This window comes from Pontiella sulfatireligans, from assembly GCF_900890705.1.
GTDB classification, from domain to species: Bacteria; Verrucomicrobiota; Kiritimatiellia; order Kiritimatiellales; family Pontiellaceae; genus Pontiella; species Pontiella sulfatireligans.
In genome coordinates this window covers 2,067,520-2,090,347 of the sequence record NZ_CAAHFH010000002.1, presented here as the reverse complement: position 1 = coordinate 2,090,347, position 22,828 = coordinate 2,067,520, and the positions used below count along the sequence as shown (strand labels likewise).

Annotated in this window: 18 protein-coding genes and 1 tRNA gene; 6 read left to right on the top strand and 13 right to left on the bottom strand. The window is 51.9% G+C overall.

Annotated features, from left to right (window positions below):
* Nucleotide 1: 1 nt before the first annotated feature.
* From SCARR_RS21580 to SCARR_RS21570, 3 genes are all read right to left on the bottom strand, one after another.
* Entirely contained in the window at nt 2-2,530 is a 2,529-nt protein-coding gene (locus SCARR_RS21580) for a polysaccharide lyase family 8 super-sandwich domain-containing protein (protein WP_168433510.1), read from the bottom strand.
* The gene (locus tag SCARR_RS21575) at nt 2,490-4,277 is read right to left on the bottom strand and encodes a DUF2264 domain-containing protein (protein ID WP_136063710.1); all 1,788 of its coding nucleotides are present in this window, start codon (nt 4,275-4,277) and stop codon (nt 2,490-2,492) included. Before SCARR_RS21575 ends, SCARR_RS21580 begins: the two co-directional genes overlap by 41 nt.
* Nucleotides 4,278-4,394: 117 nt before the next feature.
* Entirely contained in the window at nt 4,395-6,101 is a 1,707-nt protein-coding gene (locus tag SCARR_RS21570; protein ID WP_136063709.1) for a glycoside hydrolase family 3 protein, read from the bottom strand.
* 200 nt (nt 6,102-6,301) lie between these two features.
* Between SCARR_RS21570 and SCARR_RS21565 the strand changes: the two genes are divergently transcribed.
* From SCARR_RS21565 to SCARR_RS21540, 6 genes are all read left to right on the top strand, one after another.
* Nucleotides 6,302-7,726, top strand: coding sequence for a sulfatase family protein (locus SCARR_RS21565; RefSeq protein ID WP_136063708.1), 1,425 nt, complete (start codon nt 6,302-6,304; stop codon nt 7,724-7,726).
* A 626-nt stretch (nt 7,727-8,352) separates the two neighbouring features.
* Nucleotides 8,353-9,630, top strand: coding sequence for a tyrosine-type recombinase/integrase (locus tag SCARR_RS21560; protein WP_136063707.1), 1,278 nt, complete (start codon nt 8,353-8,355; stop codon nt 9,628-9,630).
* Between the two features lie 2 nt (nt 9,631-9,632).
* Nucleotides 9,633-10,469 (top strand): hypothetical protein, encoded by an 837-nt coding sequence (locus tag SCARR_RS21555; protein ID WP_136063706.1) that lies wholly within the window; start codon nt 9,633-9,635, stop codon nt 10,467-10,469.
* Nucleotides 10,470-10,621: 152 nt separating this feature from the next.
* Nucleotides 10,622-10,825, top strand: coding sequence for a helix-turn-helix domain-containing protein (locus SCARR_RS28370; RefSeq protein ID WP_168433509.1), 204 nt, complete (start codon nt 10,622-10,624; stop codon nt 10,823-10,825).
* Nucleotides 10,826-10,978: 153 nt separating this feature from the next.
* A complete protein-coding gene (locus SCARR_RS21545) occupies nt 10,979-12,370 on the top strand; it encodes a DUF5906 domain-containing protein (RefSeq protein ID WP_136063704.1) in 1,392 nt (463 codons plus the stop codon).
* A gap of 132 nt (nt 12,371-12,502) precedes the next feature.
* Nucleotides 12,503-13,453, top strand: coding sequence for a hypothetical protein (locus SCARR_RS21540; protein ID WP_136063703.1), 951 nt, complete (start codon nt 12,503-12,505; stop codon nt 13,451-13,453).
* Nucleotides 13,454-13,772: 319 nt separating this feature from the next.
* On the opposite strand, the gene SCARR_RS21535 is transcribed toward SCARR_RS21540, so the two are convergent.
* From SCARR_RS21535 to SCARR_RS21490, 10 genes are all read right to left on the bottom strand, one after another.
* Nucleotides 13,773-14,756 carry a DUF932 domain-containing protein gene (locus SCARR_RS21535; RefSeq protein WP_246044516.1) on the bottom strand — a complete coding sequence of 328 codons (984 nt, stop codon included), beginning with the start codon at nt 14,754-14,756 and terminating at the stop codon, nt 13,773-13,775.
* A 13-nt stretch (nt 14,757-14,769) separates the two neighbouring features.
* Nucleotides 14,770-15,417, bottom strand: coding sequence for an HNH endonuclease (locus SCARR_RS21530; protein ID WP_136063701.1), 648 nt, complete (start codon nt 15,415-15,417; stop codon nt 14,770-14,772).
* Between the two features lie 40 nt (nt 15,418-15,457).
* Entirely contained in the window at nt 15,458-16,087 is a 630-nt protein-coding gene (locus SCARR_RS21525; RefSeq protein ID WP_136063700.1) for an RloB family protein, read from the bottom strand.
* A complete protein-coding gene (locus SCARR_RS21520; protein ID WP_136063699.1) occupies nt 16,080-17,372 on the bottom strand; it encodes an AAA family ATPase in 1,293 nt (430 codons plus the stop codon). The genes SCARR_RS21525 and SCARR_RS21520 overlap by 8 nt, the downstream gene beginning before the upstream one ends.
* Nucleotides 17,373-17,482: 110 nt before the next feature.
* A complete protein-coding gene (locus SCARR_RS21515) occupies nt 17,483-19,492 on the bottom strand; it encodes a DNA methyltransferase family protein (RefSeq protein ID WP_136063698.1) in 2,010 nt (669 codons plus the stop codon).
* A gap of 10 nt (nt 19,493-19,502) precedes the next feature.
* Complete coding sequence (locus SCARR_RS21510; RefSeq protein WP_136063697.1) at nt 19,503-20,861, bottom strand: C-terminal helicase domain-containing protein; 1,359 nt, start codon at nt 20,859-20,861, stop codon at nt 19,503-19,505.
* Nucleotides 20,862-20,955: 94 nt separating this feature from the next.
* Nucleotides 20,956-21,399: a hypothetical protein gene (locus SCARR_RS21505; RefSeq protein WP_136063696.1), complete on the bottom strand. Its 444-nt coding sequence runs from the start codon at nt 21,397-21,399 to the stop codon at nt 20,956-20,958.
* Nucleotides 21,400-21,899: 500 nt separating this feature from the next.
* A tRNA-Lys gene (locus tag SCARR_RS21500) sits at nt 21,900-21,975 on the bottom strand.
* 352 nt (nt 21,976-22,327) lie between these two features.
* Nucleotides 22,328-22,594 (bottom strand): hypothetical protein, encoded by a 267-nt coding sequence (locus SCARR_RS21495; RefSeq protein ID WP_222846392.1) that lies wholly within the window; start codon nt 22,592-22,594, stop codon nt 22,328-22,330.
* Nucleotides 22,591-22,797 carry an addiction module protein gene (locus SCARR_RS21490; RefSeq protein ID WP_136063695.1) on the bottom strand — a complete coding sequence of 69 codons (207 nt, stop codon included), beginning with the start codon at nt 22,795-22,797 and terminating at the stop codon, nt 22,591-22,593. Before SCARR_RS21490 ends, SCARR_RS21495 begins: the two co-directional genes overlap by 4 nt.
* Between the last annotated feature and the right edge of the window lie 31 nt (nt 22,798-22,828).

Below are 22,828 nucleotides of genomic sequence, written 5' to 3'. Positions count from 1 at the left end.
TCTACTCCTGGATTAGTTTTACCCGTATATCCATACCGTCAATGCAATTGAACCGCAGCACCGTGCTGTTCCCGCCCTGCGAGATCAACGCAACTTTATCTGACGGACTCTTCAGGCGCCACTTTCCTTTCAGCGTCACATCAAGCGGCAGCGGCCGGCTGGGGAGATATTGATTTTCGCCTTCATTAATAAACCTTTGATAGTCCACATCGAAGCTTCTATCGACTATGTTTAGGTCAGGATTGGCCACCCCGAGCTCTAGCCCACCTGCGGATTCCTTGGCCATAACAAGGCACTGGTCGCTCACGTCGGAAATGATTGGATCTTCTATTTCCAACGGCTGGAAAAAGGCGTAGCCAGTCAGCTTTTCGTTGGGGAAACGGACTTGGTGCAATTGCTTGTCCTTGCGCACCACTTCATATTCCTTCTTTGTTGCGCCGCGCACACCAATGCCTGCTTCGTATTCTGCGCCCTTCGGATTACATCCATGGTCGAACCAAGCGACGGCATAGTTTCCGGTGGTCCGCGTCTTGCCGTTATCGAGGAATGATTTCTGGATGCCCTTAAAGGTTTTCAGCTGGCTTCCTTCGGGGATGTAGTAGCGGTTGCCCGCTGGATCGGCCAATGCCGATGTAAACTTAAAGTTTGATCCTGTGGGCAGAAAGGATTGGAAGAGCGTGGTTTCAACCGCGTGCTCGCCGTCGCCTCCGGAAATATCGGAGCCGAGCATCAGGATAAAGTCATCGACGAAGAATACGCTCTTCCGTGCCTTCAGGTTGATGGCGGTGCCATCGCCGAATTTTGCTTGATTGAGCGCCATGCCGAACACACCGTTTTGACCATCAGCGGAAACACCGCCAAGGAAGGTTTCGGGGCTGAACTCGCGATGCTCCAGCGTACCGCGCGGCTTGAGCGTGAAATGGACGGCAGTGGTTCCGGGCATGCGGTACCAGTCCCACCCTTCGTTCAGGTTATAGCCGCTATCGATGTCGTTGATGGGGTTGCCTTTTGAAAAGATGGTGAGCGAGCCGTGGCTGAAATATTGACCATAGATGTTTTCCAGCTTGGAGCCGTTTTCGTAGTCCCAGACATATTTACCGTAGCCCTTCACCGCGGCCATCCAGTCGGCGCGGCGATGAATCGCGAGGCCGCCATAGGGCTTGTACCAAAACCCATTCGGATCAGGTTCCGGCGCGATGGATTCGGTCTCAAGTTGTTCCAGCATATCGAGCGCGTACATGCCCCGGAATATTTTTCCGCGGCCGCCGAAAAAGAGGAATTCAAGCGTGACATCGTCGAGGTTCCACAAGCGTTTGAAAATGCCTTTCATTTCGGCATCGTCGAGACCGAGCGCGGAGGCGTAGATCAGGATGCCGGGAAAGACCTGCTTATTGATGTTGTCGGTGTTCACCGGCATGCGGCCGCGGATGCCGAAGGGCATGGAATATTTCTGGCAGTAGAGGCGGTAGGTCTTGATCAGCTCTTTCACGTTGTTAACTGATTCCGCATCCACCTCGTAGTGCGTTCCGGCAAGCACATAGACACCGAAAGCCGCCTGCGGAATAAAACCGCCGGTATAGGCGTTGCCGTAGATGCCGCGATGGTGGTAGCCGGTAAAGCCAGGCTTGATCGTGTCCGCCCACCCGGGCACGACTTTGAGCGAATCGGTGAAGACCCGCTTGGTGTCGAGCAGCATTTCAGCCTGCCGTTTTGGATCGGTTTCAAGCAGCGCGGAAACGAGCGTGGTGTCGCCATAGTTTTGCATGGCATCGGACTGCGCGAGAAAGTTGAATCCGTTCGGACCGATATAGGGATCGTAGTAGCGGACGTGCCCAGAGGTCTTGCCGAGCATTTCCAGGTGACGGACCAGCGCGCGCGCCTCCTTGAACATTTTCGTCTTCTTGAAATAAGGCTCCATCAGCAGCACCGACTGGCAGTAGGCGCCCATGCGCAGCTCCATTTTCACCAGATTGCCCGCGCCGTCTTCGGGTTGCGGCGCACCGTCCATATTCAGACGCGATTCGTTATAGTGGAACGTCATGCCGTCGCGCACGCCGCGCCCATAGAGATAGGCCAAACATTGGAGATAGCACTTGAGCACTTTCGGATTTTGGTAGTACGGGTTGTCCGGAGCATTTACCGTATAGCCGTATGCGAGCGCCAGCACATACTGTTGGAGGAGCGCCGAATAGACCGCAAACTCCTCTTTATAGCCCGGCTCGTCCTGGAACACATGGAAGACCTTTCCAACATCTTTCGAGAAGTCGAACTTCATCGCCTTTCCGATGGGGCCATTGATCCGCTCCAGAAATCCAACGGCGGCTTCCTTCCCGAATTTTCCATGGAAGGTTTTATCGGTTCCGATTAAAAAACGAATATAGCGTTCCTTGATCAGAGAATGATCGGTCACGAGCTCCGCGCGGCCCAGTTTAACCGGCGGATAGAGAGCCGGATCAATTGCCGGAGCGCCCGCTTCCCCAAACGAAAAACTAGTGCCTAACAGTAACAATCCCATCAACGCTTTTTTCATATGCATTCCATTCCTTGAGTGCGTTTACTGCATCTGGTTCACCCAGTACCGCGCAAACCAATCGATGCTTGCCTGGCTCCAACCGACCGGTCAAGGTCGGGATGGCGGTGCACGGATTCATCAAGTTCGTGTTTGGCAGTGGTTCAACAACCGACGCTTCACGTTCCCCTTCGATATTTAAAATACCGCTTCCGCCATAAAGAACCCCCACAGCCCCTTCCTTAGGAACCGATTCAGCCTCGCGCGAAGCGGCAAAGCCACCTTCGGCGGTTTCAAGCGCTCGGCCGGTCTTAATGGTGTGTGTCCGGATATGCCACGGATAGCGGTGCTCCAGTCGCGTTTCAATCTCCACATCCGGCCAGGGTTTCCAAACTGAAATTACCGCATCGTCGGTGATCTCGACCAACTCGCACTGACGGCGAACGCGCCAGTGGTCCTCCCCGTCGCTGAGCGCCAGCATGGAATCGTAAGCCCCCTTCACCAATCCGGTTGCTTCACGCGAAACACTGAAACCAAAGTGGGTCGAGTAGGCAAACTTGGAATACTTTTCCGCCGTATGACCAAAATCCAGTCCGCACCACTGCCCCGACGCGAGCGCCACTAAATGGTCGCGGTTCTCGGAATGCGCGATCGACATGAGCGCCGGCTTTTGAACCGATTCGTTTCCAATGCGTGGAAACGGCAGCTCCTCCGATGTCCAGAACGGGTGATCTTCGGCCACCGCCAGCGGCAGGAAGGCTTTCATTGCCCAATACGGGGAACCCGGGCCATTATAGAACTCGCTCATCAACAGGTTTGGATAGTCGTAGCCAATCGAGAGCAGGCCGTCGGCCGTAAAGATCGGTTTCCTGAACCAATGACGCAAGTGGCGCAGGAACAGGCCCTTGATCTCGCCCCACGGCAAAGCCTCGACATCGGCAAAAGCCAGCGCGCCCCAGAAGGCTCCCTGAGCAAAGCGGTAGGTCAGGCTGCGCCCGAACGGAAGCGCTGCGCCCTCTGCGGTGAACCAATGCAAAAAGTCCTTCGCAAAGATGGTTGCACGGTCCTTGAAGATAGCCGCGCGCTGTGGGTCTTCATCGCCCATCAGCTTGGCATAGATCAGGGAATAGAAATGGATCGCGAACGGAATGTAGTAGTCCATCCGTTTGCCGGTGCCATCGGAATACCAACCGTTGCCGAGATAGAAATCTTCCAGTCGGTCAAGGCCGGCTTCCATCACTTCGGCATTGTACGGCATGCCCGCCTTTTTCAGCGATGCGTTTACAAGGATAGGAAATGCGCGCCAGTTGTTATCGGACATCGCCTTGTGGTTAATCTGATCCATCCATGTGGCGATCTGCTCCCGCTCGGCCTGCGAGAACGGCGTCCAGAATTGATCGGGCGAAAGCGCGAGCGCGAGGGCAATCGGCGGCATCTCAACCGCCAGCTGATCCACCTCGCCCAGCTCGCCCCAATATTCCGGGTGCGCCGGGTTGGTGCCGTTTAGCAATCCTTTGCGGCAAATGTCCCAAAAGTTCGAATCCCCTCCCCCGGCAGCCAACGGCATCAGCCCCCAGAACGGGCGGGCAAAAGCCTCCATCTCGCAACGCCGCTCGCCATAGTTGGTGCAGGTGGCGCCAAGGTGGACAAGCGCCTTGCCCTCGCTATAGTGCGGCTTGAGCGGCTCGCAAATCTGCCGAACCGCCTCCTGCACATCGGCGCGCGTTTTCAACGGGTTGGAAGCAATGGGAAGATCGAAGGCCTTCATGGCAACTCCTTGAATTTCTAAACTCTAATTTCTAAATCCTAAACAAATCCCAATTCCAAAGCTTGATAATTCAAAGTTTGAGATTGTTTAGAATTTAGGTATTCGGATTTATGATTTCTATTTTTCACCGTAGATGGTTTTAACCGCGGCAGTGAGCGACTCCGGTGCTACGCCGTAGGTGCAGATGACGGTTTTGTAGGCATCGTCAACCGTGTACGGGTAAGGCGAGTTGGTCACCACGATGACCGGTTTGTCGGTGGCCTTAACCATGTCATCGACAAACACGCTCTTGGAATGCGCACGGCGGTCGTAGTAGTTCGAGGTTACGATCACATCGAAATCATCGGCCACGATACGTTTCATAACGCGCTTCATATCGTATTCGGAGGGCACCATTTCCACTTCGACCTGACCAGGGGATTCCGTGCGACTGAAAAAGTTTTCCCAAAAGATGCCCGGATGGCACTTCTGCGTTTCGGTGCGGAAATGCAACGGGCAGCGCTGTTCAATGACCAGCACCTTTTTGTCCTTGGAAAGCGGGAGAACGCCGGCCTCGTCGCGCAGGACTTTGGTGGCGGCCAGCGCGGTTTCCCAAGCAATCTTCGCCACTTTTGGATCCTTGATGCCGGAGGAAGCCTGATCGACGGTACGCAGGTTGCCGTTGTCGAACAGGCCGTAGTCATACTTGACGGTGAGCGAACGACGAACCGCGTCGTTGATCCGCTCTTCGGACAACTTTCCATCCTTTACGGCCTGGACGACCTTTTCAAACACTTCGTCGATCAGCGGCGCTTCATCGCGCAGCAGGATCAAGTCGCAACCCGCGTTCAGCGACGCAACGCAGGCTTCGTCGACTTCGTATTTTTCAACGATCCCACCCATCGTAATATCGTCGGAGGTCACACAGCCCTCAAAGCCCCACTCGTTCTTGAGCAGGTCGGTAAGGATCGGCTTGGAGAGCGTCGCGGCGTTGTCGGGATCCAGGCACGGATAAACGGTATGTGCGGTCATGATGCAGGGGATACCCGCATCGACCATCGCCTTGAACGGCTTGAGGTGCTCTTCCATCTCTTCGCGCGGCATATCGATGACCGGCAGACCGCGGTGGGCATCGGTCACAGATTCGCCGCGTCCCGGGAAATGCTTGCCAGTGGTGATGATACCGGCATCCCTGAAGCCTTTGTACCCCTCTTCGCCGTATTCAATCACTTCCTCGGGGGTTTCGCCGTAGGAGCGGGTTCCAATCTCTGGATTCATCGGTTCGGTGTTGGTGTCGAGTACCGGCGAATGAAGCCAGTTGACGCCGAGAGCGTTGAGCTGACGTCCCGTAGCCCAGGCGGCATCATAGGCCATTTGCGTGTTGCCGGAAGCCGTGGCGCCCATCGGGGACGGCAGGTTGAACAAGCCGCCACGGGTGTAGTCGCAGCTAACATCGCCTTCCATATCCATCGTGATATGCAGCGGAATGCCAAGGCCGTCCTTCAGCGCCTCTTCCTTCATCGTGTTGAGGAATTCGCAGTATTCTTCGTTCGTGCAGTGCGGCGGCAGGATGCCCGGAATAATGTCCTTCACGCTGCCGGTCGGGTCGCGCAGCACGCGGTGGGCGAAGACTTCGCTGGTGGCATAGGGGTCGTGCAGGGCGGTCTTGGCGCGGAAGGTTAGCCCGGCGCGGATGCCGGCCGGCTTTATTTTACGGATCCGCTCCAGAATCGTCGGGGTGACGACGGTTCCGCAGAATCCAATCACAAAACACTGCCCGACTTTTTGTTCGAGAGTCATTTTATCAATCAGCTCAGCAATAAAAAAATTCTTATCTGTACTCATGTTTTATCTCCATGTTTAAAAGGGTGTCTTGTTTTGTGGAATAAAAGCTAACCACCTCTATCAGCTTGAACAATAAACAAGTCCCAATCGTTAGGTTTATCCGTAAACCCCACAGGTTGACGATTTAACCTAACCAACGATTAAAAGGGTTTGAAGCCCACGAAATATGGCCTATTATCGCGTTAACTGGAGAATGCTCGATGAAAACAAACCGTAGAGAATATCTCGTCGCATCCACCCTCGCAATAGCAGCCGGACTTGCTTCAGCAGCCGGCAAGGCAAAAGAAAACCGCCCGAATATTCTTTGGATCATAACCGATCAGCAGGTGGCCGATGGCATGAGTTGCACAGGGAACCCCAACCTGAACACCCCGGCGATGGACAGCCTCGCCGCTAATGGCGTGCGCTTTGAACGGGCCTATTGCGCCAATCCGATCTGCGTGCCCTCGAGAACCTCCATGATGACCGGGCGGATGCCACATGAAACCGGCGTCACCCTCAACATGGATTTGTTCAAGGTGCTCCACCCTTCGCTCGGCTCCTTCATTACCAAAGCGGGATACGATACCGGCTACATCGGCAAGTGGCACATTCCCATGCCGACCGACACCTCCGACTGGCATGGCTTCAACCGCATGCAGGAAGGCTCCAAGGAATTCAACGACCAACATTTTGCCGCGCCTTCCATCGAGTTTATTAAGAAAAAGCGCAACAAGCCCTTTTTCCTCGTCGCCTCCTTCGTCAACCCGCACGACATCTGCGAATGGGCTCGCCGGGCAACCGGGGGATTCCCCGAGCGCAGAACCCTGCTCTGGAACGGATCGATCAGCGACACCCCGCCACCGGAGGAGTGCCCTGCCCTGCCCGCCAACTTCCAGATTCCGGAAAACGAGCCCGACATCATCCGCGAATACCAAACCTGGCAGGAGGGAACCTATCCAGTCCGCGATTGGCCGGATGAACGCTGGCGGCAATACCGATGGGCGCTCAACCGCCTTACCGAACGCGTTGATTCCGAAATCGCCAAGGTGCTTGATGCGGTGAATGACAATACGGTCATCATCTTTACCAGCGACCATGGCGACGGCAACGGCGCGCACAAATGGAATCAAAAAACCCTGCTCTACGACGAGCCCGCCCGCGTTCCCCTCATCATCAGCGGCAAAGGCATCGCCAAGCCCGGCACGGTTGACAAAGACCGCCTTGTTTCCACCGGCCTTGATATTTTCCCAACGATCTGCGACTACGCCAAAGCCGCAGGGCCCGACGGCCTACGCGGCCTGAGTCTGCGACCGCTCGCCGAAGGCAAGCCCGTTGAATGGCGCGACCAGCTTGTGGTTGAAAACGACTTGTCCCCGGCCTACGGCCACAGTGCGGGCGTGGTCGGGCGCATGCTGCGCACCAAGAACTACAAGTATGTCGCCTACTCCACCGGCAAGCTCCGCGAGAGCCTTACCGACATGCGCACCGACCCTGGTGAAATGAACAACCTCGCCGTCGATCCCGCCTACCGCGAAATCCTCCAAGACCACCGCAACCGCCTAGTCGCCGAGCTAAAGATAACCAACGACTCCTTCATAGTCCCCGGCACAGTCTCCAATGGCTGGAAATTAGCCCCCTGTTAAACAAAATAAAGAAAGCACCACCTGCACGTCGATCAAGGTCATGCTGCCAGATGGTGGCCGGCTGGTGCCGTACCGGATCGAGCTTTAACAGCTCAGAGTCCCCATGATTCACAGGGAAAAGGCAGGAAGTGTCCTAACGAATTTTCAGGGGTTGGGTGCAACTTAGGGGATATATGTAAGGCGAATGTGCGCCGGGGGGTACCTCCTCCCCCATCCCCTACCACTGCCTGCATTGCATCACCGCAGAGGGTTTAGGAGACCACGGCGCAGGCCACAGCAGGCGATCCTCGTAGCCTAATCGCCCACATCCAACACGCCCAACGCCCAACTTGTGGTATTATTGTGGTATTAACTCAGGCCAGACAGATGCCACAGAACAAAACACAAGAGAACCATTCAGAGCACACGAACAAAAGAAAACCCCCGCCATATTTGACTACGACGGGGGTTTAAGGTGGTAGACGATGAGGGGCTCGAACCCACGACCCGCTGATTAAGAGTCAGTATCTCTCAGAACCATTCCCACCCTTCTATTATTGATTTATATGGCAGTTATATTTTTGCCGTTGGATCATTGTTGGATCATCTACTTGACTGCCCACGCCTAATTCTGCCTATATTGCGTTATGGCAAAAGAACGCAAACTTACAATCAAGGCCGAGGGGAAGGAGCACTACGAAGGCTTCACCATCACCAAACATGAAAGGCCAAATGGAAGCGTCTACTACGATGTCTATCTGGGGCGAGCACTAGGAAGAAAACGGCCACGATTCGACACGCTTGGGGCTGCTCGCGGGTTTGCCCAACTCAAAAGCAACGAACTTACAGACCATGGGATCAAAGGACAAAAACTTTCCGAGAAACAGAAAACTGACGCGGCGGCGGCATTTGAACGCACAATGAAACTCGGAGCCACCCTTGAAGCTGTCTTAGATTTCTACGAGAAGCATCACCAGCGCATAGATGAAAATAATGGTCTGGGCTCGTTGATCGATAAATACTGGGCAGTGAAAGAAAAACAAGTCGAGCAAGGCGAATTTCGCATTCGTTCATACAACGAGTGCATAAAATGCCTCAAAGATTTCAAACTCGACCTTGGCCATTTAGCAGTTGATGCGGTCACCCCAAAAGAGATCGACAGCTGGCTTGATCAAAACAGGCCCAAGCCAACGAGCAGGGCGAATCACAAAGTATACATAAAAGCCTTTTTCAACTGGGCAATCTCCGAAGAGAAACTTGAGATAAATCCCGTCAAAAAAACGCGCAAGGTCAAACGATCTAAACATATTGTCAGCATCTACACTCCGGCGGAGGTTGAGGCCGTAATGATGGCTGCCATCAAATTTGGAGCCGAACATAAGGATACGCGCATGGACAAGAACGGGAAGCCGATAGCCCCGGAGCAGTCTGCCATTATCCCATACCTCGCCCTTGGATTTTTCGCTGGCATTCGGCCAAACGAACTACACAAGAGACTTCGCTGGAAGGATTTTAACTTCGAGCTGGGCGAAATCCACGTCAACGCAGAGACGTCCAAAACGTCCTCCGCCCGTATCGTCCATATAGAACCGAACCTCGCCGAATACCTGATCCCCTGCCGAAAAGAGGATAATGAATTTATTTTCCCCTACAGCGACAGCACACTCAAACGATGGCGGACAAAAGTATTTAGCAATGCGCAAGTCGAAACGATTCAGGATGGGTCGCGCCACTCGTACGGAACCTATCATTTGGCCAAGTACGAAAGCGTAGACAAAACCATGCGGGAAATGGGCCACAAACTTCCCCAGACTCTGCATGATTTTTATGTTGGCCTCGCCGAAAACCGAGATAAGCAGGCCGAAAAATATTTCAACATCACCCCGAATAAAGGGAAAATTATTCCCATGGTAAAGGCTGGATAATCATGGAGCTGAACACAGAGATCGAAAATAGAGGTTACTACCTTAGCGTTCGCCGTCAGTTAGAATCCGCTATAAGAAATTGTCTTTTAAAGATAAAGGGCTATGCCCGGAAGACAAAAAATACATCGATCCAGAAAGTCTGTGAGTGGATGGAATCTCCAGATTGGTCGGCATGTCCTTATTTTCATAAAGCTCCTCAGAGCAAAAGTGATCCCCGATGCTTCCAGACTCTGTCTCGCGAAGATTTTGCCTTTATTCGGCCTAGAGAAGCCGCGGTTCTAGGCTGTCCTTATGGTGAAGACTTCATTTGGCGCACCGGCATGCTGTGGGGTCTCCTAGCGGAAGAATTGCGAAAGACTCCCCCCTGCGAGGGTGATTCGGGGCCGGAAGAAATTACCGAATATCAAATTATTTCTCATGAGGTGCTAATCGAAACATGGAACCTACTGAAAACGTGGGAAAGCATCTACATGCTCGCCAACCATGATCATGGCGATCATGCCGAGTTTATTCATCATCACCTTAATCGCGCCTTATCAGGCATTGTATGGTCACAATTTTCACGATCACTTGAAGGTGGAAGAAAAATCGCCGACAACGCGAGGCCCCTGCGCCAAGAGATTATTGACGCCGGAAGAAGGATCGATCCACAGCAGAAACGTTCCGCCAACAGTTTAGCCGAGGAACTATCGCTCACGTTTCGCATCAAAAAAATGATTCCCGACCCACAAAATAAAGGCGGGTATAAGCCTATCTTCCAAGCAAGAAAAGGGTGCGGAAAAAGCAATATTCGTAAAATCCTGCTAGTAGAAGGCTGGCTAAACCGCACAAATAATTAGCCCCTAATATGCCGTGCATCTAATTTGCTATGTGCAACTTGCATAAGTTCACAGGCTACGCCAGTAAACTTACTTTTCTGGTCAATCATCATCAATTCTCCACTCTAGGCACTTCAAGCGCAATTGGGCACTTGATCTACCTAAAGGGAAAAATGATGAAAATTACGAACATGCCACCCCGCGCCCTAAAAGCCGGAGAAGCCGCAACCTACCTCGGAATCAGCCGCCGCTACCTGCACGACCTCTGTGCGGACGGGCGCATTCCATACTCCAAAATTGGGCGACGCTGCCATGTTTTTGAGATCGAGGAGCTAAATCGGTTTCTTGAAGAGCACAAAATCAAAGCAGCCATCTGACCCACCTAGACAAGGTTTAACGAACCGCATCAGCTGGCAAGCACGTTGCCCTGCACATGAGGACAGCACACCCGTCGTTCTCGGTATCATCCGGTAACGGCGGGAGAACCCTCCTCCATTGCCACGCTGGATGCGACTTCAAGGATAACCGAAATGAAAAAGAACCCGCCGGATATGGACGATGAAAAGTCCAATAGAAATAATGAATCCGCCCAAAGTGCATTAACGCAAGCCCTTGATGAGGATGTAGAGGCCAGTGGACACAGCACCCAACTTGTCGCGTACTACGATGTCCTGAAGAAGGAGTATCTCATTAAGAACTCCCACGGCTGGATTACGCAAACAGCCGCGCAGTTCAAACGGCGGTTGCGGCGGGATGGGGTTTCATCCAAAACATCGGACGGCCAAATGATTAGCCCTGCTGAAGCCGAGATGCTTCGCATCGAAGATGATCACTCCGTTCAGTACGTTGGTGCTTTGGCGGGCTATCAGGAGGGCTTCTACGAGACCGACGGTTTGCGATTCTTGGTCTCACAAAGCCCGTGCATGGTTAATCCTGTGAAAGGCGATTGGGAGGTTTTACGGAAAACATTTGATGCCGTATTGGGTGACGATGCCCACGACCAGCGACCCTTTTGCTTTGGCTGGCTTCAGGTGGCCGTCAAAGCGTTGCGAGCAGGCTTGTTTGTGCCGGGACAGTGCCTAGCCATCGCTGGCCCTGCTGGGAGCGGGAAGAGTTTGTTGCAGAACCTGATCACGGTGATGCTGGGCGGTCGATCCGCCAAGCCCTATCAGTTCATGACCGGAGGGACGGCATTCAATTCAGAATTGTTTCAGACTGAACATTTGATGATAGAGGACGAAGCCCCGGCCTCGGATTACCGATCCCGCCGTAAGTTGGGTACGCAGATCAAACAGATCACGGTCAACGAAACCCAGCGCCTTCACGCAAAAGGGCGGGAGGCGGTTACCGTCAGGGTGCTGTGGCGCTTATCCATTACTCTGAATGATGAGCCGGAGGATTTACATGTGCTGCCGACGATTGATTCCAGCCTTGAAGACAAGCTCATCCTGCTTCGCGCCTACAAACGCACCCTGCCGATGCCCACGGATTCGCAGGAGCAGAAAAAAGCGTTCTGGGATGCTCTCATGGCCTCTGTGCCCGCATTTCTGCATTGGTTGATCCATGACTTCGTCATCCCGTCGGAATTGGTGTCTGAACGGTTTGGGGTTCGGCATTTCCATCATCCCGCGCTCGTTGCTTCGCTTATTGAGATGAGCAACGAAACTGAGTTCCTAGCACTGATTGATCGGTACATCACCCTTCCATTCAGCGGGACGGCTTCCGAACTGGATGCCAAACTGCGAGAAGAGGCAAGGCGGCAGGCGGACGCGCTTCTATACTTCAATGGAGCCGCCGGGGCTTATTTGGCCCGATTGTCCAAAATGCATCCATTACGAGTGCGGAAGCGGCGATCTGCCAAACAGAACCAGTGGGAAATATCCCCGCAAGATGATCCACCTTGTGATGAAAATCAGGATTAGTGGAGGGGGTGGAACCCTATTTTACAATTCACAGAAAAAACAATGGGGTACGTAGTAGCAGGGAGTCACCGAATTGAGCGCTGCAAACATAAAAATACCCCTCCACCCCCTCCACGAAAATGGACAACAGCTATGGCCATAATCGATAAATACACCGACGCATTGAAGTCAATACCCGCTCCCGGCGGTGATGGGTGCCACGCATCGTTACTTGGTGCGTCCACCCTTGGGATAATGGCCGGACTCACGGAGCAACAGATTTTAGCCGATGTGCGCGTCTCGATTCCTTCTGGCAAACGAAGAGTTTCTGATCGGGAAATCATCGATGCGATAAAACGCGCTCGGATGGACACTCAGCCGTTGGGGGAGAAAAGTGACCACAAACCCGTGTCACCCCGTCCGCGCCCTCCGGAGCCACTCATAAAGCCCAGCTACAGCGATCATCTCATACAGAAAGGGACAGGATTCACCGAACTGGATTTTATTAACGCATCACCCGTGCCGCTAATCTACGAGCCTCAGCACGATGCCCGGCTGATTCTTGAAACCCTGTACCGGCCAGACGATATACTATTCATTGGAGAACGGTATGACACAGTGGTTCACCCAGTATCCGAGTGGCTTCGGATCATCGATAAGCAGGGGACTGCCGGATTGCCACATATCGTTCCGAATCCGGTCACGGGCGGAAAACACCCCGCTCAGTCACGGAAGCCCTCATTCAGGTGTGATGCCGCTATCAAGAGTTTCCGCTTTTGTATCATCGAATTTGACAACCTCAGCCGCGCAGAGCAATTGGCATTCTGGGCGGCGGTTCCTCTTCCCGTGGCCGCGCTCATCGACAGCGGAAACAAGAGTGTTCATGGATGGATTGCGGTCGAAGGTGTCAGTACAAACCAAGAGTGGGAAGAGCAGATTAAAATCGAGCTGTATGCCCGGCGTTTTATTCCAATGGGCGTTGATCCATCATGTCGGAATGAATCTCGGCTGAGTCGATTGCCGGGGCATTTGCGGGCAGGTACACAACGGTATCAACGGCTTTTGTATTTGAACCCATCCCCAAAACCAAAGCCAATATTATAGGTGTGGGGGGTATGGCATGTGCGTTCCCAAGAAATCAGTGTGCGCACACGTACAACATGGGTTTTCCGAGGGGGCGGAAACCCTCCGATTTCCGACCCTTATTGGCGCAACATCTTGTCAACACGAACAATGCAACTCCGGGAAAAACCTCACTTCCATGTGCTTAATGAGAAGCAGGCCGAAAACGCCGAAAATTGACCTTTTTTTTTGATGCAATCATCTGATTGAACGCAGATTATACCTTTGTCCCTTTAGAGAGATTCTGGATAGGCAGGGTGGTATTGTCCTGATACCTGCATGCTTGAGCTGGGCATCACATTCAACCTGTCCAAGTGGCGGCCTGTTGCTCTGCAATCTCATACGCCTTCGCTTTGTCGCGGGCGCGACTACCGAACCAGATCGAGTTAAGGTGCTTGGATGCGTTTGCGGGTTGGCCTGAGTAATGATCGACATACTCCGTAACCGCGTTATATGCCGCCCATAATGTATGCCTGACGTCTTCCACGGTCAGAGGTTCGGGATTCATATAAAGCTGTGTGCAGTTAGCCCTATCCTGCTTCGACCTTTCGACGCTACGCTCCCATTGCGCAATTTTATCGGACTCGTCGGGCTTCGCGGGTTCGGGATAAATCTTGCCCAAATACTCCTTCAGGCGGTCTTCACCCACCTTCACGGACGCCAGTTTGTTAAACTTGGCCTCGATGTTGGAGTATTCGCAGGTAATGTTGGCAAACAGCTTCTTCGCCTGTTCCATGTTCTGCCCTACACGCAGGTCATGCTTGATGCTGTAATTGGCATTCCGCTCAAGCGCCCAAGTCAACGTGTTGTTGCACACTACCCGGATCGGCGTGAACTTGATTTGAACAGCGGATTTGCCATCGTGGCTGTTCGACAGGAGAAGGTATTTCTCGGTCATGTCGCCTTTGATGCAGATGGGATCGGCCAGCTTGGCCAGAACCCAAACACGCTCGCCTTTGCCCAAGGCACCAGCCGTTTCATACGTCGCATGGCCTTCCTTAACCACGGGATCGAAGAACGCAAAGGCTTCCGCGTTTTGAAGCGGCTCATACTTGTCGGAAACCACTCCGAAGACGGGACGCTCTCTTTCCGGCCATCCCTCGGTGGGTATCACCGCATGGGTGTCAGGAACGACTCCCACCCGTTCAATGCTCTCATGGTAGAAAAGCGGCACCTTGGCTACCCGCCAGTCTAATTGGGCCAACCTGATCGCTTCCTCTGCTGTGGGCGGGACATCCAGTTGGGTTCCCAATTTATGCCAAGGTTTGTCGCCCACGTAAAACATAGATGCCTTGCCGTCAGACGGGCTTGAGGTCTTCAATAGGATCGACCTCGTATTCTTCACCAATCGCAGCCAAATCTAGTTCGTGGTGAACATGGATAAACTCATTGCCCAAGTCACCGTATGTATCCGTGAACTTGAAGCCACAAACAGCACACCCATAACCGTACCGCTCCAAGCACATGCGTCTGGCAGCCGGGCTTCTTTCATAGGCATTCACGGTGACTGTTTTTTTTGCTCCCTCAACCAACCGGGTCGGATCAGGCAACTCATCGGGGAAAATGGTTTTTACCTCCGCCCCAAACTCAGCTTCTAATTTTTCGACTTCTTTAAGAAGGGTGACTTGCATCCCGCCATTCGGTAAGCTCGCATAGTATTCGATATGAAGTTTGACCGCTGAGACGGCCTCCTGAAAACCCGCTGTTCCAAAATCAGCATGAATATTACGCAGGAAATATTTCGTTGCTTCTATGTTCATGGTTCGAGCGTATTTCCGCCCAGCCAACATGTAGTGAAGATTCTGTATGGAATCCCGTGCGGAAGCATCACTCATCCCTCCGAATTGCATTGCCTGACCAACAGCTTCTTTACGACTCAAGCTGCCTGAATATACCAACTTGGCCTGTCGATATATATTGACGATGGCCTCCATAGAGATTTTCATATATTCTTACACCGGTTCGCCATCTGAAACGGACTTCCTATTATTTGATGTTCTTCTTTCCAAATTTATCGAGTGCATCGAGCAATTCGTAAACATTTGTATAGGGATTCCATTGGTGTGGTTGATTCCACGCCGGATTTGCACCAGCCTTCGTTTGGTGATTCATTACCTTTGCGTTCTTTCGAGCTACACTGATTTCCGCTTCAGAAAACAAGCGTTTTTCCCCTTTATCATATCCCTTAATATGGGTTTTGAGGGCACTCCGTTTCCGAAGATCGGAATAACTAGTATAGGGGGCAACGTTCGGTTGGAAATGAAGTAGAATCCAAACCTCGAAACAGACATTGGAGATTGCGATGCGAATATCATTGGCCTTTGCCTTGGCACGGGCTTCAGCATGCAAGGCATCCGCATATTTATGTTTGGCTTCACGGTCAAAGACTACCCAAAACTTGTCGCCTGACGGGTTCTTTCCCTTTGCCTCAATTGCAACCTCTACAAGTTGAACGGGCGTGTTTTTTGGCGTTTTTCTTACGGGTGATAGCATTGTGCCCGGAAATTTCTGTTCGATATATCCTGTGATGTAATTTGGCTCTGTTTTTTCACCTTCACAGAAAATGTAAAAACGAGGCCTAAACGGCTCTACTTGCTTCCCACGTGGCTTAGGCATTGGAAGCCTCGGCTTTGTTCGTCATAACCTCGGCAATTTTATGGTAATCAATTTTCGGAACGGCACCAAAACGACCTTCAGCATACCATCTATTAAAAGGGCTTTGCGACTTCACCTTGTTTTTATCGAACTCATCCAAAGAGAACAGTCGGGTTGCGCCATTCGTTTTTTCAGTCAACCAGATTTGATCCCGCCGAAAACGTTCGGGCGACATCAGGCTGATGTTATGTGTCGAGAAAATGAGCTGTGCATTTCCGCAATTAACATCAGGATCATTGAATAAGCGAATAATCAATTCTGCCATGAAGGGGTGCATGCTGTTATCTAACTCATCGACAATCAAAATGCCTCCATCCTCCAAAGTTTGTACAATCAAAGGAGCTAAACGGAACAACCTTTGCGTCCCGCTTGATTCCAAACGGAGATCAAATAGTTCACTATCTCCAGCTTCTGTTGGATGCGCGAACAAGAAAGTACGCCGCATATCACGCAAAATTGATTCTCGAACGGCTTGAGGTATATCGTCAGGAAAACGTACATCCTCCTCATCAACAGAACTTTTCCGAACAATGACCCCGTCTACCCCGGCATCAACAAATCCTAAAATAGCTGAAACCTTTTTGAATACATCAGGATTATCAATCCAGTCATCAAAATGAATCTCTTCATTTAGCCCTAGCCGAAGAATGTCATTTTGGAAGTAATTATATACTTTCCGAATCAGTTCCGGGGCATCTGCGCTGTCGCCCGCTTTTGAGAGATAGGAATTATTGTCAAAAAATGGAAACTTTCTCCGACCGCCAGTATACATTCCCCCCAGTTTAATCGTTTCCCATGTGTCTTCAGAGTTACGGTCAAAAATAAGCGCGGCCTTTGCCGATGGATAGAAGCTCAAATGCTCTTCAACAATTCGTTTTCGGGTGAATGCAATTTTATAAACATATCGCATCCCATCAGGCGTAAAAAATTCGATTTCAAAACGAACCGGAGCAGTACGTGTTTTCTTAGACAGACGAAACGGTTCATAGCATCCGATGGCACTTCCATCCGTCAATCGGCCGGAAACACATACAAGCCATTGCAACGCTTCAAATGCGAGCAGCACGTTGGATTTGCCCGAAGCATTTGCTCCATAGATGCCTGCACTGTTCAGAACACCGACCTTCTTGCCCGCTGGATACGAGATATTTTCTAAAAGATGGCCTCCCGGAGTTTCCGCATACAGACTAAAGGTCTGTTTATCGCGAATGGAACGGAAATTTGAAATGGTAAAATCGACAATCACAGCACAATCCTCGTTTATTTCGGTCAATAGCGACAAAAACTAGACGAATAGTGCCATAATAACGGATGCCGTCTAGCTTAAAAAACGAGAAATTAGAAGTGTCGCTTCGACTACAGAAGCGTCCCGCTATTGGCACCGGGAAAGCGGCCCTCCCACAGCCCGCGTTGGAGTCTGCATCCCTTGTTGTGTTCTTCATCGGCCTTAGCAGAAACCAATATTTCAATCTCGCCTCGAAGTGATTGCTTGGCATGAGGATTTCCGGCATAAAAATATCGTTCAGTTAGAATGGTAAATTGTTCAAAAAAGACATCTTGATACTCCAATCCCAACTCTACACCCTTTCCAGAGCCTGAAATATCGGGAGCGGGAATCAACGTGTTGGCCGCCACAAACTTAAAGTCGAGGTTGGGTAACGGAAGGATGCCGCGATTGTCCTCGGCATCGTCGATCTTTTCATCGACCACCAGCGTCAGAAAAAACCGCAGTTTGGCAATTTCGATGGCGACGGGCTGGATGTCTACACCATAAACTGAGTTTTGAATGATGCCCAGTTTGCGACCATAGTCGGCCTCGTTGGTCTTGAAAGCATGTCGTATTTCATCCAACCGCCGATCCTCTTCGCCTTTGTCGAGGTTCATAGATTCGATCTGCTCGATCTGGGCATCAAGCCAAAGATCATTGTCGGGATCAACCTTGCGCAGGGCGCACAGCATCTTCTGCAAAATTCCGACGGGGAACGCGCCGGAACCGCAGGCAGGGTCTAGCACCTTGATGGTGCGGAAGGCATCCACCACCGCTTTGCGCGTCTGTTCGTCCAGCCCATGCGGATTGTCGTCATCCACGAATAGGGCGCGGAACTTCGTTTCAATATCAGCATCCGGCGAGATGGAAGTTTTCAGATGCTGAACCAAAGATTCTTCGACCATGTAGTCCACAATCTCGCGGGGGGTGTAGAACGAGCCGGTGGCCTTGCGGGCGGTGTCGCCGGTTTCCGGATTGATCTCGGCCAACAGGTTTTCAAAGATGCGTCCAAGGATTTCGGGGTCAATGGAAACATCGCTGTCGAGCGAGGTATTTTCGTCGATGGTAAAGTTATATTGCTCTAAGCATAGGAAAAGGTTCAGGAACCAGTCATCGGGAATCTGGAGCGTATTCAGATGAATGGATGCGCCCAGTGCTCCTTCTTCATAAAAGTCGTGGAGCTTGGGATCGAACAGACCGCCGTTCAGATAGGGAATGAGGTGGGCAAATTCTGGGGCATATTTGCTCCGCGCATTCATCGGCTTGTTCAGGGTCTGGAAGAATAGCTTTTCGAGAATGGTATGGTAGTACCCGCCATGTTCCTTGATGGCCTTGGAGGAAAGCAGTTCTTCGGGGATCAGCGGACGATCCTTGTCGCACCGCTTGTGTTTGAGGAACCAGCAGAAGATGACACGGCCGATCAGACGGACGGCAAACTCCTGATACGTCTGGTGGTTGTCTTCGGGTTTGCGCGATGGCAGGGCAAGGCATCCGGTATAGTTTTTGTTTTCGACCTTGCCACCAACCAGTTGGTAGAAGTGCTTCTGGATGTCGCGGTAAAACTCTTTGTTCAGCTTCTCGACGCTGAAGGCGTTGATGATGTCGTCCAGCGACGCTTCCTCCTTTTCGCTTAACGCCGCCAGGCGTTCAGCGGCAGTGCGGCAGGATTCGTTTGAACCCAGCAGGTAGGTGTATCGTTTGGCCGGGGTTTCTTTGGCGATTAACTCGCCATCGACCAGTTCAGATTCCTTGGCCACAAAGCTGAGGCGGTAGTCTTCGCCACCCTGATCGAAAATAGCCAATACGCCATAATGGCTTTCCTGATCGATATACTTGGCCACCAGATTGCGGAGCTTCACGCGGGCGCGTGGAAGATTGACGCTATCGGAAACCCGCACCTCGAAGAGGGCGAGGTTCTTCCCATCCTTTAACTGCACTGTTCCTTTTTCGACGAATCGGTCAACTATGTCATCGTCAGCCAACAACTCGCGCTCCTTTGAAAAATACTGGACGTTATGGAACACGCCTTCGACAACCTCTTTCCATCGTTCGGCATCAAACGGTTGGTGAAGCTTTTCCTGTAAGATAGTTCGATCCATAACGGTTTACCTATTCGCCTTTGCCAAACGATTCCGAGATGATGATTTCGGGCTTCATGTCGCTGAACTGCTGAACTGATACCGGCGTATCCAGCGACTCATCGAGTTCATCCAACGGATATTTATTGATGATCTTCATGACCGCATCAAGAATTTCAACGTTGCTCATCTTGGCCTTTTTGATGTTTTTCTGGAGCTTGTTCACGTCGCGTTGCAACTTCTGGAACCGCGCCAGCTTGACGGCTTGCTTGGCCGCATTGATCTTGTGCCGCTCGACCTCGCCGGTGATCGGCAATTTCAGAAAAGCGGACAGGAAGGCCAAAGCCTTCTTTTCATGCGGCCCTTGATGCACATCCACTGCGTTGGTGCCGACGGCATCCTCCTTGAGCTTGTCGGCAAAATCCTCAACCGCCAATGCTACCTGTTCATGGTGACGCTCATGCAGCGGGATGGCCGACTCCGGAGGTTCCGCTTTAAACTGGCGGGCGCATTCAACAAACGTCAGCTCTTCAATCCCGCCGGCCTTCGTGGCGAAATAAAACGCATCCCGTCGTTGGTTGCGGATAAAGCAAAGCGTGGTTTGATCCTTGGTCTTGTCTTTCCGCCCCGTTCGCGCCCTCAACGGCATGTTGCGGATGATGCGGAACTGTTCAGGGTGCTGTTCCTTAAACCGGCGCAGTTCCATGAGATACACCAAATGTTCGTCGCGGTCTTCCTTGTGGTTCTTCTCGAATAGACCGAAGTTTTCCACCAGTTCATCCTGCGAATAGATTTGGCTGTCTTCGCCCAGCGCGGAATGAAATGCCTGCAGCTTCATCAGCGCCTTCTTCTTCAATTCAATGTCATCGTCCACCTTGGCGGTTGGGTAGAAAATATAATTGTGGATCACGGGGGCATGGGAGCCGATACGGTTTACGCGGCCAATGCGTTGCATCAGACGTGTGGCGTTCCATGGGGTGTCATAGTTCACGACTACATTTGCCCGGTGCAGGTTGACGCCTTCCGCCAGCACCTCGGTGGTTATGATGATGTCGTAGTCATACTTCTGCTCGGCAATCGGGATATTGGCGTCAAAGTTCTGCTTTACCGTCTCGCGCATGGTGTGGCGGTTGCCGGCATCAATGCACAGGATACGGTCAAATCCCTGTTTCTTGAGGGCTTTGTACATGTAGGTGGTCGTATCCTTCGACTCGGAAAACACGATGAGCTTCTTGTTCGGGTTTTGCTTGGGGTCAAATAGTATGTCGTTCATGTGGCGGATAAACTCTTCGAGCTTGGGGTCTTGATCGACGGCATTATGCTCAAACACGCCAGCGAATTTCTTCAGCAGCGTATTGTCCCCTTCGTTCGTAAAAAACTTCGTACTCATCCAGTCACCCCTAAAGCGCACATATAACCATAAAATCCTATAGACTAATAAGGGGTTCAGCAAGCAGAAGGCAGAAAAATAGGAGGATGACGAATCAGGACTGGCGATACATGTCCCGCCAATCTTGTATGGCTGTGCTGCTTACAAATGATGGTTCTGGTGTTTTGTCCTTCTGGACTTCTTCGATGCTTGCCGGAGCCATCTTGGGGTCATCGAAAATGGCATACCACAACTCATCGCTAGCGTGATATGTCTCAATTTGCAAGCCATCCGGGGTTACGACTATATAGATTTTCTTTTTTTTATAGGACTGAACAAGTTCCAGCAAACCGCGATACCTGATAAAGCATACGCCCTTTTCGGTAATCATTGCCGATGTTGAAATGGCCACGCCATTTGCCTCAAGCTCGACTTCCATATTGTATGCTTTGATGCGGAGGTACTGGTTTTTCTTCCGGTGAGAAATTGAGGCCATGTCTCGGTGATTAACAATCTTAAGCATCCGAACGAGGTGCTTCTTGTCGATGACGAATTTCATAATGCCCCTTAGTTTGCCCAATTTTATTTTTGTTTTTGAGGGAGTCCGTCCCAGAAAACAAGGTTGTTTATTAGAATCTGCCTAACGTGCGCGGGTGACTCCGCAGAGGAACGATCCATTAGGACATCCGGTGCCGGATGGAACCAAAAGAGGGGGACGGGGGGATACTATTAGTCACTCTGCACGTCCCACTCTCTCGCGGCATATAACCAACCAACCCACAGCCAAAAACCGCGTAACCCAGAACCGACACGGCCGAGGGCAAAGTAGAACCAGTGCCCCGTCTCCAGCTACAGATTGCGCCACCCCTCTTCCGCTCCGATCTGACATTATTCCCGTTTCAAGTTGATGGCCTTGCCGAATTCCCCGCCCCCTGCGTTGGATCAACTTTGGATCACTTACGGCCTTTATTAGATCATTTTACGCCTATTCTGTACCAACGGGCGATAAGGGGCGAAAAAACAAAACCCCCGTAACCTGTTGGCTACGGGGGTTTAAGGTGGTAGACGATGAGGGGCTCGAACCCACGACCCGCTGATTAAGAGTCAGCTGCTCTACCAACTGAGCTAATCGTCCGTAAAAACAGAGAAAGATACGGACACGGACGGCCTCCTGCAACCTAAATGCGACAGAATGTTTGCATCCAGTGAGAGACAAAAAACCGCCCCAGAATACGGAACGTTTGCAGGCCTTTTCCAATCGGTATTTGAAGTACTGGTTGATGATGAACTTGTAGAGCTCCTGCCTGCCGCTGATCGGGGAAGGCTCTCCGGCGGCGAAGGCGGCCGGCTTCGCCGAAGAAAAACTCGTGCTCGAAGGCATCCTGCAATGTGTCGGCAAGGGTTTCAACGGAAAGATACCCCCCCCCTTGCAGGCCACCTGCCCTTATGTGCGTTTGCCGAGTTGCTCGCGTGTCCAAGCCGGATTGCTACGCATATCCAGCGCCGCTACGACTTCGGCGCGATTGTTTTACACGTTGTAGTAGATCGCGAATGGGAACCGCCTGGAGAGCATTCGGTGCAGGCCCAAAGCAAATGGCATGAACGCCTGCGGATATTTCAAGCGATTCAAGGTCAGCGATCAGCGAATCGAAGAAATACGCGCCCAGTCCCGTTTTTTGCGTTTCGTAGAAATCGACGCCTTGGGCAAGGTCGCTTGCCGCTGCATCAAGAACCACCACTTGATTGACCATCATGGGCGAAGCCTTTTTTTCACCTCGTCGATGGTCAAGTATTCGGTGTGGCCTTCCGCTATCTTGGCTTGCCGCGCCTCGAGCACATCTTTGTGCCAGGCAGGGGACTCCGGCTCCTGTCCCTGATGGCACAATTCATCCCAAAGCATTTCCATTGCAAGAAGCAGCTCGGGGCGGGACATGGCTTTGATCTCAGTAATGCTCATGCCCATTGCATATACCAAACGGAGGGTCTCT

Coding starts and splice junctions, on each gene's coding strand:
- SCARR_RS21580 (WP_168433510.1), bottom strand. CDS start 2,530: ATGAAAAAAGCGTTGATGGGATTGTTACTGTTAGGCACTAGTTTTTCG.
- SCARR_RS21575 (WP_136063710.1), bottom strand. CDS start 4,277: ATGAAGGCCTTCGATCTTCCCATTGCTTCCAACCCGTTGAAAACGCGC.
- SCARR_RS21570 (WP_136063709.1), bottom strand. CDS start 6,101: ATGAGTACAGATAAGAATTTTTTTATTGCTGAGCTGATTGATAAAATG.
- SCARR_RS21565 (WP_136063708.1), top strand. CDS start 6,302: ATGAAAACAAACCGTAGAGAATATCTCGTCGCATCCACCCTCGCAATA.
- SCARR_RS21560 (WP_136063707.1), top strand. CDS start 8,353: ATGGCAAAAGAACGCAAACTTACAATCAAGGCCGAGGGGAAGGAGCAC.
- SCARR_RS21555 (WP_136063706.1), top strand. CDS start 9,633: ATGGAGCTGAACACAGAGATCGAAAATAGAGGTTACTACCTTAGCGTT.
- SCARR_RS28370 (WP_168433509.1), top strand. CDS start 10,622: ATGATGAAAATTACGAACATGCCACCCCGCGCCCTAAAAGCCGGAGAA.
- SCARR_RS21545 (WP_136063704.1), top strand. CDS start 10,979: ATGAAAAAGAACCCGCCGGATATGGACGATGAAAAGTCCAATAGAAAT.
- SCARR_RS21540 (WP_136063703.1), top strand. CDS start 12,503: ATGGCCATAATCGATAAATACACCGACGCATTGAAGTCAATACCCGCT.
- SCARR_RS21535 (WP_246044516.1), bottom strand. CDS start 14,756: ATGTTTTACGTGGGCGACAAACCTTGGCATAAATTGGGAACCCAACTG.
- SCARR_RS21530 (WP_136063701.1), bottom strand. CDS start 15,417: ATGAAAATCTCTATGGAGGCCATCGTCAATATATATCGACAGGCCAAG.
- SCARR_RS21525 (WP_136063700.1), bottom strand. CDS start 16,087: ATGCCTAAGCCACGTGGGAAGCAAGTAGAGCCGTTTAGGCCTCGTTTT.
- SCARR_RS21515 (WP_136063698.1), bottom strand. CDS start 19,492: ATGGATCGAACTATCTTACAGGAAAAGCTTCACCAACCGTTTGATGCC.
- SCARR_RS21510 (WP_136063697.1), bottom strand. CDS start 20,861: ATGAGTACGAAGTTTTTTACGAACGAAGGGGACAATACGCTGCTGAAG.
- SCARR_RS21505 (WP_136063696.1), bottom strand. CDS start 21,399: ATGAAATTCGTCATCGACAAGAAGCACCTCGTTCGGATGCTTAAGATT.
- SCARR_RS21495 (WP_222846392.1), bottom strand. CDS start 22,594: ATGATGGTCAATCAAGTGGTGGTTCTTGATGCAGCGGCAAGCGACCTT.
- SCARR_RS21490 (WP_136063695.1), bottom strand. CDS start 22,797: ATGAGCATTACTGAGATCAAAGCCATGTCCCGCCCCGAGCTGCTTCTT.